The following is a 16,393-nucleotide window of genomic DNA, read 5'->3' on the forward strand; positions in this document are numbered from 1 at the left end:
GTTATAACTAACGTATCAAACTATTTTTAATACATTTAAACTAGCTGTTATCACACCAGATAATGTCGTTACATGCCCGATAGCTAACGGACCATTTTGTAAAGACAAAGTTGCATTTGAAGAAGTAACTTCAATGACCATCGTATTCGAAACTGCTGGTTCTAATATAAAAGTACCTCCTGTAACATAAAAAATAAAACTCCCTGCGACTTGTGTTCCATTTAAAGTAAGCCTCACTGAAATTGTTTCATTTCCGGCAGTTGGATCGCCTTGAAAATAATAGCTTACTAAATAAATTCCCGGCGTACTTAACGTTACAGTTGTTGCATTTGTTAAACTGACACCAGAACCAAAAGTGGTAGCTCCTGAATTAATTGGTATTAACGCATTCGCTGCAATTGCACTCGTTGAAGTAGAAAAGAAATAACCGCCACCACTAGGTAAACCAGTCGCTCCTGTTGCACCTACAATTCCTAAAAAACCTATAGGCCCTTGACTACCCGTTGCTCCAGTAGGTCCCACAGCTCCAATCGGCCCTTGACTACCTTGGACTCCAGCTGGACCTACACTACCGTTAACCCCTGTTATTCCCCTCGCTCCAGTTGGGCCTTGTATTCCTTGAATACCTTGCACACCTTGTATTCCGGTTACTCCCGTTGCACCGGTAGGTCCTATCATTCCTGTACTTCCTTGTATTCCTTGAATACCTTGAACGCCTTGTATTCCTTGTGCCCCGGTCGCTCCTGTGGCTCCTGTCGCTCCTGTTTCTCCCGTTACGCCCGTAATCCCAACATTTCCTTGTGGTCCTTCGGGTCCCTCAATACCTTGCGCCCCTTGCACTCCTTGTGAACCTGTTATCCCGTTTTCTCCTAAATTCCCTTGAGGCCCTCTAATTCCTTGAGCACCTGTAGGACCGATGATTCCTTGTATTCCTTGTATTCCTTGAGAGCCTTGCGCTCCTGTTGGACCTACTATACCTTGTAGTCCTTGAGGCCCTTGTAAACCAATTGCACCTGTAGGACCTGTTATTCCTTGAACTCCTTGTATTCCTTGAGCACCTTGCGGACCAGTCAATCCATTTTCTCCTTGTATTCCTTGAGGTCCTTGTATACCTTGAACTCCAGCTGCTCCTGTTATTCCTTGAACTCCTTGTATTCCTTGTGCACCTTGTGGACCAGCATCTCCTGTTTCTCCTCGTATTCCTTGTGGACCTTGGGCTCCCACCGCTCCTGTTGTGCCTGTAGGACCTATTATCCCTTGTAACCCTTGTATTCCTTGCGCTCCTGTTGGACCTGTTACTCCTTGTATTCCTTGCACACCTCTAGGACCTTCTGCACCGGTTGGACCGATTTCTCCCTGTGGACCTTGTATGCCTATTGGGCCTTCTACACCGGTTGCTCCTATTATTCCTTGTGCTCCTTGTATTCCTTGTGCTCCTTGTACGCCAGCTACACCAATTACCCCTTGAGAACCTTGTGCTCCCCTTGCACCTTGAGCACCAGTGGGACCCGTTATTCCTTGTAACCCTTGCGCTCCTTGGGGACCTTTAGGACCAGTTACACCTGTAATACCAGCTTCACCGGTTGGACCTGTTGGCCCTCCAGGTGGACCAGGCGGGCCTGATGGACCAGTCACTCCACTAGATGGACCAATCGGACCGGTTATTCCTGTTGGTCCTCCAGGTGGACCTTCTGCACCTTGTGTACCAGTCGACCCAGTTGCTCCTGTTATTCCTCGTATTCCTTTTGGTCCTTGAAAACCTGTGGATCCCCTTACCCCTTGTATCCCTTGTATTCCTTGTGGACCTTGAGGACCTATTACACCTGTTATCCCCCTTATTCCACTTATACCTTGAGGTCCTTGTATTCCAGTAGAACCAGGCGGGCCAGTTACACCTTGTATCCCTTGATCACCTTGGTGCCCTTGCTCTCCAGTAATTCCTCGTATTCCTTGTGGACCTTCTTCTCCTTGTATACCTGTAGTTCCGTCCTCCCCTTGTATTCCTTGCGCCCCTTGAGGACCTTGAGGGCCCATTACACCTGATATTCCGGTTACACCTATTTCTCCCTGCATTCCTTGTGCACCCGTTTCTCCTCGCTCACCTATTTCTCCTTGTATTCCTTGGGCGCCCTGTATACCTTGACTACCAGCAGGGCCTGTAATTCCTTGTATTCCTTGCATACCTTGTAATCCAATATCGCCAACAGGACCTTGCTCTCCAATTAATCCTTGAGAACCTTGTAAGCCGACCGGACCAGTAATTCCTTGCTCTCCAGTATCACCAACGGGACCTTGTATCCCTTGTGCTCCTGTTGTCCCTCGGGGACCTTGTATCCCCCTGATACCTTGAGGACCTTGGGGCCCAGTTGCTCCCGTCGGTCCAGTCACCCCTGTAGGACCAACAGGACCTTCATGCCCTCCAGTTGGACCGATTGGACCACTATTACCTGTCGGACCCGTTGCTCCTATAAGCGGAAGAGGCAGTGCCACTCCAAATTTTTTGCACTTTTTATGATGACGCACAACAATCCCCCTTCCCCAAAATAATTACACCTTTTATATGAAATGCATTTTTATAAGAAAAGTACACCTTTGACCTCATTTTTTTAAAATAAAGAAGCCTATCATTTCATCTATTTGAAATGATAGGCTTCTTTTTATAAAACAATTTACTTCCTCGCCTTAATAATAAAAGTAGTTGGCACCATTCTAGCTTTATATAAAGAATAATATTTCGTAGACGGCTCAGCTAGTTCTCCATCAAGCGAGCTCGATGGTTCAGGCTCTTCTATTCTCTCAATTTTAAATCCCGATCTATTTAACTCATTTATGTATGTACTTATTTTTCTCTTATATAATGTCGCTTGTACATTTTCTCCTTTAAATGTTTCAAACGTAATGGGCGTTTCCTCATGATAAGAAGACTTTATAGCAACTTCTTCCGTACCATACTGTAAGTTTGAATATACTGGGTGCTCCCAACTAAAAATAAAACTTCCCCCTGGCTTTACATATGAATAAATCAGTTCCAACGTTTTTCTTAAATCTGAAGTCCAACCTAATGCATAAATGGAATATACAATATCAAAATACCCTTTCGGAATATCTCCTTCTTCTTCCATTGCTCCGCATACTAACTTTGGATTCCAATCCTTTAACGTCTTATTCGCTATTGCAATTTGTGCACTTGAAAGATCAAGTCCCCACAATTCCTTTGCCCCTTGTTCCGCCATATACTGCAACGAATGTCCACTTCCACACCCAATATCAAGTACCTTTTTATCTTTAATTGAATCGAACAAATGGATCTCATCTTCAGATGCCGTATACGGTCCGTATTTCGGTAAACAATCCACTTGAAAGAAATAAGGTGCAACTGTATCCCAACACTTTTTATTTGTAGCTAGCATTTGTGTGCCTTTCATATTATTCATTCCCCCCATCCATTTTTCTTTCTCTAATATTAATTACATATCATAACCAGATCGCCCTTTTCTCTTCGCCCGGTAGTTTTTCACTTTTGCAATCGTACCGCATGCTCTTCCTCCTTCTTCTCCAGCATACATACCGCACCATCTTTTACTTCCATTTCGCGAATAATCATAAAATACCCAGCGACAATCTGGACATGCTTTTAACCTTCCCCACACATTTTCTTGAATTGACATTAACACAATGCTTAACATTTTTGTATACACATTCTCTTCATATACTGGTTCATATGTAATACCTTTCATATCATCCTTTATATGTACATGAAATGGGTATTTCTCTAACCATTTTTGCAATGATCCTTCGTCTTCAATTGTCATCCGAATATCTTCTCGAAAACCTCTTAATTCCTCTATCGTATGAAATGGAAACTCTTCATCAAAATATTCTTTCATAAAGAGCTTTATATCTTCTTTTGTTTGCAGCAAATCAATTGGCTCTCTCGTATCGTTTGGTATTCTCCATGTATTTAAAAATTCCCGAATATATTCTAGTTCATTTGGAGCGTTTTGATTCAATTCGATCCACCTTCTTCTTAAAATTTACTTTTTTCTGACTTTATGTATAATTATAGTATAAAATAGTTAACCATTAAATAATTTTACTGGTTACATAATTAGGGGGATTTCTATGAAAAGTTTCTCAACACCGATACGTTTCATGCTTATTTCTTCATTTTTTATGTCTTTTGGATATTTTGCAGTATACGCATTTTTAGCTATTTATCTATTAACCTTTCTTCATTTTTCTGCTGTCCAAGTAGGAACAGTGTTGACGGTTATGACAATTACATCACGAGTTATCCCATTATTCTCAGGGTTAATTGCTGACAAAATAGGCTATATCATTATGATGATAGCTGGTTTATTTTTGAGAGGAATCGGATTTATCGCTTTAGGAATATGCTCTGATTTCTATACAATTTCTATTTCTTCTGCACTTATTGGCTTCGGAACTGCATTTTACGAACCTGCCGCTCGCGCTATATTTGGCTCACAGCCAGCTCATTTGAGAAAAAATTTATTTACATATTTAAACCTTAGCTTTAATTGCGGTGCAATAATCGGACCAATTGCAGGAGGGTTCTTACTCTTACTCGATCCACTCTACGCTTTCTCTCTAACAGGATCTCTTATGCTGTTATTTGCTTTTATCTTTTACTTACTTAAAAATCACTTCCAAGTCACTACTGAAAACACGTCTATTACATTAGGAATACAGGCCATCTTACAAAACAAGTCTTTCCTTCTGTTTTCCTTTATCATGATTTTCTTCTATATTATGTTTACTCAGCTTACTGTCGCACTTCCACTTCATATGAAAAACATTAGTAATAGCAATCAACTTGCTACACTCGTTATTACGATAAATGCGATAACAGGCGTCATATTTATGGTATTATTCCACAAATACAACACACTTTCGATTATTAAATACGGTGTTTTATTAATGAGTATTTCCTTTTTACTCATTCCTTTATTTCAACACCCATATTGGCTCTTTATTTGTGTAATTTTATTTACAATCGGTGAAACACTCGTATTACCTAACGCTGATATCGCTATTGCAAATTACAGTAATGAATCATATACAGCCACTTTCTTCGGATTTTATCAACTATCACTCGCATTTGGTTTTATCATTGGTAATTATACCGGTACATCTTTTACATCCAACTTAAGCGGAATGTATACACCATGGCTTATTTTTGGCGGAATAGGACTTATTGGTTTTATTTCACTACATATTTTGAATATAAAAAAAGTGGCCTCTAAAGAGGATATACACCTATGTAATACAAGCGACCTATAACGAAAAAGATTCGACCATCATATGTGACAGTCGAATCTTTTTATTGTTCATATTCAAGATGATTATGCCTTTTACAACCAAACAAATAGCACCCACCTATAAAATCCGTTTCAAATTCTAACCCTGGAACGTATCCAGATTTGATACGTTCTACCATTGTTTTATAACAATTATTCTCTTCTGTATATTCCTCAATTAACTCTTTCTTATCATTTTCTGTCCAGTTTTCTTCTACTTCTTCATTCTGAACATCTTCTATTTCTGCTGTTTTCGCTTCGATAGATTCCCGTATAACTTCATTTATACGGGAGAAATTATTCTTTTTATATAGAGCATACACAAATCTACCAATCCAATTAGGACTTTTCCAGCATTCTTTATATCCCTTTTCGAACCATTCAATTGCTTCTTTATAGCAATTCAACTCAACATATAAATCTGCTACATTAATTTCCCCTAAAAAATTATCAGATTCCCTGTTAAAAGTATCTAACTTCTCTTTTGCTTCTGTCGTTCGTTCTAAATCAATTAAACATTTTACATAGCTATACATGATATAGTCCGAATCCCCTGCAACTCGCAAGAAAAAGTCTGAAGCTTTTTCCAGCTCTCCAAGGTTATAATGCGCTACAGCTACATTATGATATGCTTCATCTGATGGTTGAATCGAAATAGACTTTTGTAATGCTTCTTTCGCTTCTGTCCATTTTTCTTGTTTCATGTAAATGTCCCCTAAGATGTTATAAGGAAAGTATGAAGAAGGATTCAACTTAACAACTTCTCTTATTAATTCAAGAGCTTTATCATCATTCTCTTCCTCATAAAAGTACATCCAAGCCAGATTATTGAGAGATTGTACGTCTCTAGATTCATGTACTGCTTGTTGAAACAGTTCCATTGCTTCCTCATATTTATTTTGTTCAAACATTTCAATTGCCTTCTCATTAATGTTCAAATAACTACCTCCGAAGTAAATGAATTCATCTATTCCCTATCATTATTGTAAAATGTAAAAATTATAATTTCTATAAAAAAATTTCTTTCTCTCGTCTACATTTCGATTGAAATAGAAGCTAAAACATACGAATTTACAAAAATCAGTAAATTTTTCATTCTCCCTTAAATTGGATATACATCCTGTTTCATTTTACATATTATGGTACAATTAAGAGGATACTAACTAAACATTTACACTCCACACTAGTAATCTAGCAATACCAAAATCAAAAATCACATGGAATTGAGGGATGTTATGAAACAGAAATTAGCTGTTCTTCTATTCACTGGAATCATATTATCAGGATGTTCAACTATAGCAGAGAATTCTTTAGAAAGCGGGAAAGGCAGTATGGAATTATTAACACCAACGATTACAGCAAAAGACAATGAATTAGAAATTAAAACTAAAGGCATTGATGAAAATAAAGTAACTTTTATTTATGTTGCTAATAAAAAAGTGTTGGAACAAAAACTAAAAAATGGTGAATCCTACAAACTTAACATTAAAGATATCGAACACGCTCATAGGACGGACTACAAACCAAAAGTTCAACTTTTACAAACGAAAGACGATGATGATGATGGAGAAATAGTAACCTTCAAACAAGTTAGATATACAGTTAAAAACTGATTTTAAAGTTGTTTCATTATAAATGTAACAAAAGAAAATATACTTTTAACAGTAGATAAATGTAGGGGGTGCTAACATGAAAAAACGATGGATTTCTTGGTGGATTGGTAACATATTTTGGATTATCGTTTTTGGAATATGGGCAGCTATTATTTGGCTACGAGATGTTGATGGGGCCGGTGTTACTCAAACACCCGAAATTAAATCAATATCACTTATCGTTTTATTAATCACGTTTATCATACCAGTATTTTTTCAAATTATATGGCTAATCATTAATTTGAGAATGAGTAAAAAAAATAATTATACGATTTAGCTTTTTGAATTAATAGATGAATATTTTTCATAAAAAAAGAGAGGAATCTACATCAAAATAGATTCCTCTCTTTTACATTTGGACTTATACTGCGCTTTTAATGCATCACTATTCCTCTTTTTTACGATGCATGTTCATCTTTCTTCTTCATTAACGCTCTTTTCTTCATCGCCTTCGTTAAATATCCACCTTTAAACGAGCGAATTTCATACGAAGACATAAACGCTTTCGGTGCAATTTCATTAATGATTTCTAAAAGCTCTTTCTCTCTAGAACGCTTTGCGACGATATCTAAGCGATAACGTATAGAATTAATACCTTCGCCTTCAAATACTGTAACGCCAAATCCAGAGTGACGTAATTCGTCTACTAATTCATTACAACGGTCTAGTAAACTAACTTGATACGTAATATAACCAATTGCTAATTTATTCTCTATATAACCGCCTAATAATAGTCCTGTACTAAAGCCAATGACATAGGCAACGATGTTCATCCAATTTGATAAATCTTGAAACACAATACCTAAACTGACAATGTAAATAGCCCCTTCTAACAATCCAACACCAGCAGCGGATCTTGTTTGATTCTTTACAAGCAAAATCGTACGGATTGTTAAAATGGGAACGTAAATAATTTGAAGCACAAAAATAAGTAACGCTTGTAACATTGGTATCCACCTCTTTCAAAAAGTCTTTTGTCATAATAACATACATAACCTTTAGAAATCGATGGGTTTTTTAAAATTTTTTTATTATTTTTCATACTATTGAAAAACACAAAAAAGAAGCGTATTATATTTGTCGTTAATTTGATTACTTGTATATTATCGCTAAACTAAAAAAGGAACCCGATTAGGTCCCTTTCATCATAGCTCTATGTTTTTCGAAGCATGTTCCCTTTGCTTCTCTTCTTCTTTCACTAACTGCATATTTGCATACGCTAAATTTGCAATCATTAAAAAGTGACCACCTAAAATACCTGTACCAAATGCCCACATTTCCATTTCATGCTCAATTTCATACATGATGATAGCTCCTAAAATAGCAGCTGCAAATCGGTTTAAAACTCCTAATCCAGGAGCCTTTTCCTTCATTACGATACTTTTCCCGAGTTTCTCCACTCTGCGAGCTAATAACCAAAGACAATAGGCGCTTACTGCTAATCCAATACCGAACCCTGTCACTTGTTTTCCAAACGGAGTAATCGTCCACATAAGTAGTAAACCACTAAAGATCACATACAATTGTAATCGATATACACGTAAGGCTTCTTGAATCAAAATATCCGCTCCTAAGTTCTCATTTTTTGTACTTTAGAAGAAAAGCAGCAACTTACACAGTTGCTGCTTTCTCTTCTTCTTGTTCTTGTTCCATCTTACGAATTTCAACACGTTTAATTTGGTAAGCGTCTTTTTCTAACACTTTAAATTCATAACCTTCCGCCTCAACGTGTTGTCCTTCTTCGATTTCATGATTTTGCATCATAATCCATCCACCGATTGTATCCACATCATCTTCTTCGATGTGTAATCCAAATAAATCTTTCACTTCTGAGATAAGCACTTTTCCATCAACAATAATATGTTGCTCGTTCACATGTTGAATTGGTGGTGCTTCATCTTCATCATATTCGTCACGAATTTCGCCGACGATTTCCTCCAAGATATCTTCAAGCGTTACAATTCCAGCTGTTCCTCCGTACTCATCATATAAAACAGCCATCGGAATTCGCTTCTTCTGCATTTGAAGTAATAAATCGTGAATTGGAGTCGTTTCCATCACTTCAATAATCGGACGCATATACGAGCGAATAGATGATAAATCTTTTTGATCCTCGGTCATATATCGAATAAAGAAATCTTTTACGTTGACCATACCGATAATATCATCTTTATCTTCTCCAAAAATCGGATAACGTGTGTATCGCTCATTTTGGATCACTTTCATGTGTTCTTCTACTGAATCTTCCAGGTAGAAACCAACGATTTCTGTTCGCGGTACCATAATCTCTTTTGCAATACGATTATCAAATTCAAAAATGTTATTTACATACTTGTATTCAGCTTGATTAATTTCGCCACTTTCATAGCTATCTGAAAGGATAAGACGTAATTCTTCTTCTGTATGAGCTACTTCATGTTCTGAAGCTGGCTTTAAACCGAATAAACCAGTTATCACACGAGCTGAACCGTTCAATACCCAAATAAATGGATACATTACTTTATAGAACATCATTAATGGACCTGCCAATAATAACGTTACCCTTTCAGCCTTTTGAATTGCCATCGTTTTCGGAGCTAATTCCCCTACTACAACGTGTAAATACGTCATAATCATAAAAGCAAGACCAAATGTTAATACTGATGAAATAGAAGGATTTAAGTTCCATTTCTCAAATAACGGGTGTAATAACTTTTCAATTGTCGGTTCACCTAACCAACCTAATCCCATAGCTGTAACTGTAATACCTAATTGACAAGCAGATAAATATTCATCTAAATTTGTTGTTACCTTTTTCGCTGCTAAAGCACCGCGTTTTCCTTCCGCAACAAGCTGATCGATACGGCTTGAACGTATCTTTACAATCGCAAACTCTGCTGCTACGAAAAATCCAGTAAATGCGATTAAAATCGCAACCATGACTAAATTAAATATTTCCAATGAATCCCCTTAGTTAAAAAACTAAGGTGTCCACCTCCTGTATACTATAATGTTTTCTTATTTGTTTGTTAGAAAACATAGCCCGATACAAAAATTAAAGAGGTCGGATTTCACTTATTCTATAATAATAGAGCAAGTGTCTGTATTAAAGCTGTCGTTTGACCAGATAAAGATTTCGATATTTTTTCACGTTGTGAATCAGTCAATCCATCTAAAAGCGGCTTTAACTCAGTAAGCTCCACTTCTAATTGATGAATATGGTCTGTCACTTCATTCACTTGTTTCGAAACGTGTTCATTGATACCGAGCAGCTTCTTCTTCTCCTCGATTTTCTCTTTAATCTCACAAAGCGGCATATGCATTTCTTTGCACTTCTCAATAAATTGTAATGTCTCAAATGCTGTTTCGTCGTAATAGCGATAATTAGATTGAGATCGCTCCGCTTTTAAGATACCTAGATTCGTATAATAATCAATCGTTCGTTTCGACACGTGAGCCATGAGAGCCAACTGTCCGATTCGATACACCTTCCCAACGATCTTCCCCCCTTGTTTATATTACTTACATCATACAACACATAAACTGTACAGTCAAACGTGACGGTTTATTATTCACAATTTATACAAAATTCCAATCTCCTCCTATGATGATTCAATACGAGTAATCTACACTTATACAATAAAATTACTAAACTACTACCTAATCACTACATTGTCTGCCACTTTTAACCTTTCTTATTTAAAAGCATATCCTACTAATAATGATTGCTTGTATAGGAGGGAATTAATATGAAAAAGACAATCATTTCTCATTTTTATAATGAAGAATACCTACTTCCATGGTGGCTTATGCATCACACGAAAATATTCGATCACGGCATTTTAATTAATAGGGGGTCTACAGATCGTTCCGTAGAGATTTGTAAACTATTAGCACCCCACTGGGAAGTACGAAATTCAAGATTTCTTGAGTTTGATCCAACTAATACTGATATTGAAGTGATGGAAATTGAAAGAGAAGTTTCAGGTTGGAAAATCGTTTTAAATACTACTGAATTCTTTTGTTGTAATAATACTGAAGAATTTTTTTCATCTCTTCATACACTAGGCCAAAACATGTATGCGATTAGAATGATTTTAATGATAGATAATCATAATTATAATTATTCAAAGCCTAGATATTCTATCCCCTTAGTAGAACAGCGATACCACGGTGTCTTCCCTTATAACCCAAATCTCGGATGTGCTTGGAGATTTATTCACAATCATCTAGACGGTGCATATTTACCTGGTAGACATCATTCGCGACACGGATATATAATTTATGACTATCCTTCATTTATTTTAAAATTTTATTTTAGCCCTTGGAATGAACAATCAAAGGCAAGAAAATTACAAATTACACCTACCCTTTCAAAAAGGGGTATTCAAATGGGACTTCAAACGCATTACGGTCAATCTCCTGAAGTACTGGACATACGTTTTTTAGAGCTTAGTAACCTAACACAAGACCTCCGTCATAACCCTGAATATCAAGAATTATTTCCAAAATTCAAACCGTAATATTTTCTGCATCGTCATCACCTCAAACATTTTCATTCACTTAATCAAAAACAATTTCATTTGCATAAAACATGAATACTGTATAAATAATAAATTTTTATTTTAGGAGGAAAAAATGAAAGCTGTTATTCTTGCTGGTGGGTACGGTACAAGAATTGGGGAAGAAACACATTTAAAACCGAAACCTATGATTGAAATTGGAACAAAACCTATTCTATGGCACATTATGAGTTTGTATAGTCATTACGGGATTACTGAGTTTATTATTTGCTTAGGCTATAAAGGATATGCAATTAAAGAGTTCTTTCTAAATTACAACTTACACATGTCTGATTTCACAATACAGTTAAACGATAATACAATTACTAGCCATTCTCATCGTGTAGAACCATGGAAAGTTACACTAATCGATACTGGTGTAAATACCGAAACGGGTGGCCGAGTGAAAAAGATTCAAAATTATGTCGGAGACGAACCTTTCTGCCTCACTTATGGTGATGGATTAAGTAATGTAAATATAAAAGAACTTATTACATTCCATAAAAAACATGGGAAAATGGCTACTGTTACTGCCGTACAACCTCCTGGTAGATTTGGTTCTCTCATATTAGATAAACAGTCTGTAACATCTTTTCAAGAAAAACCATTAGGTGATGGCGGATGGGTTAACGGTGGATTTTTCGTTTTAAATCCTGAAGTTTTCAATTACATTAGTGGAGATAAGTCTGTTTTTGAAACAGACACTTTAGTTCAGTTAGTAAACAAAAATGAATTGGCCGCATATCAACATTCTGGTTTTTGGCATCCGATGGATACATTGCGCGATAAAAATAAATTAGTCGAGCTATGGGAAAGTAATAACGCTCCGTGGAAGGTTTGGTAATATGGCTTCATCATCTTTTTGGAATAAGAAAAAAGTATTTATTACGGGACATACTGGATTTAAAGGCTCCTGGCTCACCCTTTTCTTAAGTTCTTTAGGTGCAGAAGTAGTAGGCTTTTCTTCTCATCCCCCATCCATTCCTAACATTTTTGAACAAGGTAACGTAGCAAAAGAGTGCACGACAATAAAAGGCGATATTACAGATTACCATTCTTTATTTCATGCCATGAAGCAGCATAAACCCGACATAATATTTCATTTAGCAGCTCAGCCAATCGTAACCGCTTCATACAAAAATCCTATCGATACATTCAAAACGAATGTTTTAGGTACTGTCCACGTGCTAGAAGCAGCAAAGTCCTTCGAAAGCGTACGTGCCATTATTAATGTGACAAGCGATAAATGTTATGAGAATGACGGTAGTGGCGACCGAGCGTTCGTGGAAAATGACCGACTAGGAGGTTTCGACCCTTATAGCGCTAGTAAAGCTTGTGCTGAATTAGTTACAACATCTTATCACCAATCTTTTTTTCACACGAATACTACTTCGCTTGCTTCTGTAAGAGCAGGTAACGTCATCGGCGGTGGTGATTGGGCAGAAGATCGATTATTCCCTGATATCATTCGGGCATATTTGCACAATCATACTTTGTGTATTCGAAACAAATATGCCATCCGTCCGTGGCAACATGTTTTAGATCCTCTACATGGCTATATCCTTTTAGCTGAAATACTTTGGAATGATGCTAAATATGCAGAAGCATGGAATTTCGGACCGATTAATGAATCTAGCAGAACCGTAAATGATGTCATTCAATCCGTAATGAAATTATGGAATAAACGACTCACAATCCATTCTCCCTCTACGAAAACTCCTTATGAATCACCAATTTTAACACTCAACAGTACAAAAGCAGTAAACAAACTCGGCTGGACTCCTAAGTTATCAACAGATGATTCTATCGTTTGGACTGTTGATTGGTATAAAAAATATGCATCCGGTGAAAATATAGAATCTTTCACACGACAACAAATCGATGCATTCAAAAATTTATAAGGGGGCTATAAAATGGAACAGAAAAAATGCCGTTTTTGCCACTCATTACTAACCAACACTTTTTTAGATTTGGGCGTTTCCCCTCTTGCTAATTCATTTGTAGCTCCTGAAAGCTCATATAAAATGGAACCTTTTTATCCGCTGCACACATTTGTTTGTAACTCTTGTTTACTCGTACAGCTAGATGAATTTGAATCTCCACAAAATATTTTTCATAACTATTTATACTTCAGCTCTTACTCCTCAAGTTGGCTACTACACGCTAAACAATATGTAGAAATGGCGATTAAGCGTTTCAACTTAACGAAACATTCCAAAGTGATTGAAATCGCAAGTAACGATGGGTACTTATTACAATACTTTAAAAAAGAAAATATCGAGACATTGGGAATTGAACCCGCGAAAAACGTAGCAGAAATTGCTATCAAAAAAGGAATTCCTACTCATGTGAATTTTTTCAGTAATGACTTAGCAAAAAAATTGCCACAAGCTGATTTAATCGTCGCAAATAACGTATTAGCACACGTTCCAAACTTGCATGATTTTGTTGCCGGTTTAAAAACGTTATTAAAACAAGATGGCACGATAACAATTGAATTCCCACACTTATTAAACCTCATATCCTTTAAACAGTTCGATACTATCTACCATGAGCACTTTTCCTACTTCTCACTTATAAGCCTTCAAAAAGTTTTAAGTTATCATCATTTACAAATTGTTGATGTAGAAGAACTTTCAACGCATGGTGGTTCCTTACGGATTTTTGTAAACCATCTAAGTGCCCAATCAACTATCCATTCCAATGTTACAAAATTAATTCAAAAAGAAGTCGACCACGGGTTAGATACTTTAGATTGCTATCTCCTTTTTTCTAAACGCATCGAACAATTGAAAATAAATATTTTAAAGTTTTTTATTGAAGCGAAAGCTTTAAACAAACAAATTATCGGTTACGGTGCTCCAGCTAAAGGAAACACCCTTTTGAATTATTGCGGGATAGGTAAAGAATTTCTAGCTTATACAGTAGATAAAAATCCTCACAAACAAAATCTCCTTTTACCAGGAACTCGTATTCCAATAAAATCTCCAGCAGAAATTAAACGTACAAAACCAGATTACATTCTTATACTTCCTTGGAATTTGAAAGACGAAATTATGAAAGAATGCTCTTTCATTCGTGAATGGGGCGGTAAATTTTTAGTGACGGTTCCAGAAATTGAGGTGATCGAGCCATGAAGAAAGTTGTTGTAACAGGTGGTAGTGGCTGGATAGGTAAATATGTTGTACATTCACTTATACAAAAGGGATATGAAGTGCACGCCACGTATAATAAAAATAAATCCTCTCACCTCCCTTGCCATTGGCATAAAGTAAACTTGCTTCGCGATGACGTAGTAAAACAATTCATTTCCGACGTTCAGCCTAGCCATCTCATTCACCTTGCTTGGGAAGCAGTGCCACCAGCATGCTATGTATCTATTAATAATTACTATTGGCTAAAGTCTAGTATTTCATTGATTCAATACTTCACAACATACGGCGGAAAGCGTGTTGTCGTTGCAGGTACTGGCGCAGAATATGAATGGTTTAACGGCGTATTATTTGAAGATTCGCCGCTTCTTTCTTATAAAACCCCGTATTCATTATGTAAAAACACACTGCACTCCTGGTTAGAAACGTATGCACAACAAACAGGCCTCAGCATGTGTTGGAGCCGCATTTTTCATATGTATGGACCTTACGAACAAGGTAATCGGCTCGTTTCTAACATTATCACTTCCTTATTAAAAAATGAGGAAGCACTATGTACACATGGAAAACAATCGAGAGATTTCCTCCATGTGAGTGACGTCGCTGACGCTCTCGTAACAATATTAGAACATGGCGTTACAGGCACCATCAATATCGCTTCAGGTCAATCTGTACAAATTAAAGAACTAGCTTCTATCATCGCTAAAAAAATAGGAAAAGAACATTTAATTAAACTAGACGCGATTCCTTTCTCTAAGGATGAACCTTTATTTGTCGGCGTTAGTGTAGAACGTTTAAAAACTGAAGTAAACTGGAAACCAACATACGATTTAAATACAGGAATAGAAGAAACAATTTTATGGTGGAAATCATTTATACAAAAACATAACGATATGCATCACTAAAACGTAAATCCTTTGTTCCTCTCGCTAATTCCTTATACCATTCTTCTAATCTTTCCGGCGTAATAATATGGTGCGTCCCCATTCCCCCATGCTTACTAGCTTCAGAAAGAGTCGGACCAATTTGTAACTTTCTCTTTCTCATCACATCGTTCCACGGACTAAATCCAAACCATAATATACAAGCAAGGGGCGGATAAATCATAGATTCATGCGCGGATAGATGTCTTCCAACCGTATAACTTCCATGTTCATGATTATGAATAAATCTACCTCTTCTCCATGACGGCCAATCTTCTGGTAAATAACCATGAAATCGCTGTTTCATTAAAGGTATTCCAAAGTTAAGGTCCGGATAGTTGTAGTTAGGATCATCAACCATAATAAGCCCGTCCAGCCAATACATCCTCCCTCCCAATTCATTTAGTGATTTCCAAAACTGATTTTTATCTTGCATGCAAAGAAACTCAGTCGTATTTAAAACCATTTTCCATCCTTGTACTTCTTGTTCTATCCTCATCACTTCATGATCTGTCGCATATGCATCAAACTTTGGATTTACAGAATCTCGCACTTCCCAATGCGGTGCGAATTTTTTACAAATCTCAACGGAACGATCTGTTGAACCTTTATTAATTAAAATACCATGATCAAACAGTTTCGTGTGATGCATAAGCCACCATGGTAGTAAATACTCTTCGTTATAAAAATGAGAAATAACGGTTCTAGTTATTACAATCTCCTCCTCTTTCTCTATTAATCTACTTTTTACTCTACAACCAATATACTCACAAACAAAAAATATGTGTCCTAATTATTAAACAA

17 protein-coding genes are annotated in these 16,393 nt (G+C 36.7%); 8 read left to right on the forward strand and 9 right to left on the reverse strand.

Annotated features, from left to right (window positions below):
- Nucleotides 1-15 precede the first annotated feature (15 nt).
- From OXT04_RS08620 to OXT04_RS08630, 3 genes are all read right to left on the reverse strand, one after another.
- On the reverse strand, nucleotides 16-2,523 hold the full coding sequence (locus OXT04_RS08620) for a collagen-like protein (RefSeq protein ID WP_267414147.1): 2,508 nt from the start codon (nucleotides 2,521-2,523) through the stop codon (nucleotides 16-18).
- 146 nt (nucleotides 2,524-2,669) lie between these two features.
- Nucleotides 2,670-3,425, reverse strand: coding sequence for a class I SAM-dependent methyltransferase (locus tag OXT04_RS08625; RefSeq protein WP_000679201.1), 756 nt, complete (start codon nucleotides 3,423-3,425; stop codon nucleotides 2,670-2,672).
- Nucleotides 3,426-3,467: 42 nt separating this feature from the next.
- Nucleotides 3,468-4,010, reverse strand: coding sequence for a CGNR zinc finger domain-containing protein (locus tag OXT04_RS08630; protein WP_267414148.1), 543 nt, complete (start codon nucleotides 4,008-4,010; stop codon nucleotides 3,468-3,470).
- 112 nt (nucleotides 4,011-4,122) lie between these two features.
- Between OXT04_RS08630 and OXT04_RS08635 the strand changes: the two genes are divergently transcribed.
- On the forward strand, nucleotides 4,123-5,304 hold the full coding sequence (locus OXT04_RS08635) for an MDR family MFS transporter (RefSeq protein ID WP_098850954.1): 1,182 nt from the start codon (nucleotides 4,123-4,125) through the stop codon (nucleotides 5,302-5,304).
- 40 nt (nucleotides 5,305-5,344) lie between these two features.
- Here OXT04_RS08635 and OXT04_RS08640 read toward each other — a convergent pair whose 3' ends face one another.
- Nucleotides 5,345-6,259 carry a tetratricopeptide repeat protein gene (locus OXT04_RS08640; RefSeq protein WP_267414149.1) on the reverse strand — a complete coding sequence of 305 codons (915 nt, stop codon included), beginning with the start codon at nucleotides 6,257-6,259 and terminating at the stop codon, nucleotides 5,345-5,347.
- A gap of 279 nt (nucleotides 6,260-6,538) precedes the next feature.
- On the opposite strand from OXT04_RS08640, the gene OXT04_RS08645 reads away from it, so the two are divergent.
- A complete protein-coding gene (locus OXT04_RS08645) occupies nucleotides 6,539-6,934 on the forward strand; it encodes a hypothetical protein (RefSeq protein WP_002041528.1) in 396 nt (131 codons plus the stop codon).
- A 76-nt stretch (nucleotides 6,935-7,010) separates the two neighbouring features.
- The gene (locus OXT04_RS08650) at nucleotides 7,011-7,250 is read left to right on the forward strand and encodes a DUF3923 family protein (protein ID WP_000747683.1); all 240 of its coding nucleotides are present in this window, start codon (nucleotides 7,011-7,013) and stop codon (nucleotides 7,248-7,250) included.
- Nucleotides 7,251-7,371: 121 nt separating this feature from the next.
- Here the strand turns inward: OXT04_RS08650 and OXT04_RS08655 are convergent, their stop codons facing one another.
- The 4 genes from OXT04_RS08655 to OXT04_RS08670 all read right to left on the reverse strand — a co-directional run bounded on the left by OXT04_RS08655 (nucleotide 7,372) and on the right by OXT04_RS08670 (nucleotide 10,440).
- Nucleotides 7,372-7,920: a DUF2179 domain-containing protein gene (locus OXT04_RS08655; protein WP_000938441.1), complete on the reverse strand. Its 549-nt coding sequence runs from the start codon at nucleotides 7,918-7,920 to the stop codon at nucleotides 7,372-7,374.
- A 198-nt stretch (nucleotides 7,921-8,118) separates the two neighbouring features.
- Nucleotides 8,119-8,532 carry an ATP synthase subunit I gene (locus OXT04_RS08660; protein WP_000613876.1) on the reverse strand — a complete coding sequence of 138 codons (414 nt, stop codon included), beginning with the start codon at nucleotides 8,530-8,532 and terminating at the stop codon, nucleotides 8,119-8,121.
- A gap of 52 nt (nucleotides 8,533-8,584) precedes the next feature.
- The gene (locus OXT04_RS08665) at nucleotides 8,585-9,913 is read right to left on the reverse strand and encodes a hemolysin family protein (RefSeq protein ID WP_000402258.1); all 1,329 of its coding nucleotides are present in this window, start codon (nucleotides 9,911-9,913) and stop codon (nucleotides 8,585-8,587) included.
- A 119-nt stretch (nucleotides 9,914-10,032) separates the two neighbouring features.
- On the reverse strand, nucleotides 10,033-10,440 hold the full coding sequence (locus tag OXT04_RS08670; protein ID WP_000285635.1) for a MerR family transcriptional regulator: 408 nt from the start codon (nucleotides 10,438-10,440) through the stop codon (nucleotides 10,033-10,035).
- 261 nt (nucleotides 10,441-10,701) lie between these two features.
- Here OXT04_RS08670 and OXT04_RS08675 point away from each other — a divergent pair, with 261 nt between their 5' ends.
- The 5 genes from OXT04_RS08675 to OXT04_RS08695 all read left to right on the forward strand — a co-directional run bounded on the left by OXT04_RS08675 (nucleotide 10,702) and on the right by OXT04_RS08695 (nucleotide 15,571).
- Entirely contained in the window at nucleotides 10,702-11,475 is a 774-nt protein-coding gene (locus OXT04_RS08675; RefSeq protein WP_000750972.1) for a glycosyltransferase family 2 protein, read from the forward strand.
- 115 nt (nucleotides 11,476-11,590) lie between these two features.
- Nucleotides 11,591-12,358 carry a glucose-1-phosphate cytidylyltransferase gene (gene rfbF, locus OXT04_RS08680; RefSeq protein ID WP_000648807.1) on the forward strand — a complete coding sequence of 256 codons (768 nt, stop codon included), beginning with the start codon at nucleotides 11,591-11,593 and terminating at the stop codon, nucleotides 12,356-12,358.
- A gap of 1 nt (nucleotide 12,359) precedes the next feature.
- Nucleotides 12,360-13,415 carry a CDP-glucose 4,6-dehydratase gene (rfbG, locus tag OXT04_RS08685; RefSeq protein WP_267414150.1) on the forward strand — a complete coding sequence of 352 codons (1,056 nt, stop codon included), beginning with the start codon at nucleotides 12,360-12,362 and terminating at the stop codon, nucleotides 13,413-13,415.
- A gap of 12 nt (nucleotides 13,416-13,427) precedes the next feature.
- The gene (locus tag OXT04_RS08690; protein WP_000435776.1) at nucleotides 13,428-14,651 is read left to right on the forward strand and encodes a class I SAM-dependent methyltransferase; all 1,224 of its coding nucleotides are present in this window, start codon (nucleotides 13,428-13,430) and stop codon (nucleotides 14,649-14,651) included.
- The gene (locus OXT04_RS08695; RefSeq protein ID WP_000758373.1) at nucleotides 14,648-15,571 is read left to right on the forward strand and encodes an NAD-dependent epimerase/dehydratase family protein; all 924 of its coding nucleotides are present in this window, start codon (nucleotides 14,648-14,650) and stop codon (nucleotides 15,569-15,571) included. Before OXT04_RS08690 ends, OXT04_RS08695 begins: the two co-directional genes overlap by 4 nt.
- On the opposite strand, the gene OXT04_RS08700 is transcribed toward OXT04_RS08695, so the two are convergent.
- Entirely contained in the window at nucleotides 15,540-16,352 is an 813-nt protein-coding gene (locus OXT04_RS08700; RefSeq protein ID WP_078400293.1) for a glycosyltransferase family 2 protein, read from the reverse strand. The genes OXT04_RS08695 and OXT04_RS08700 overlap by 32 nt on opposite strands.
- Nucleotides 16,353-16,393: the final 41 nt, after the last annotated feature.

Origin of the sequence: Bacillus sp. GC_Bacil_1, from assembly GCF_026540675.1 — a bacterium.
In the GTDB taxonomy this organism is placed as follows: domain Bacteria; phylum Bacillota; class Bacilli; order Bacillales; family Bacillaceae_G; genus Bacillus_A; species Bacillus_A cereus.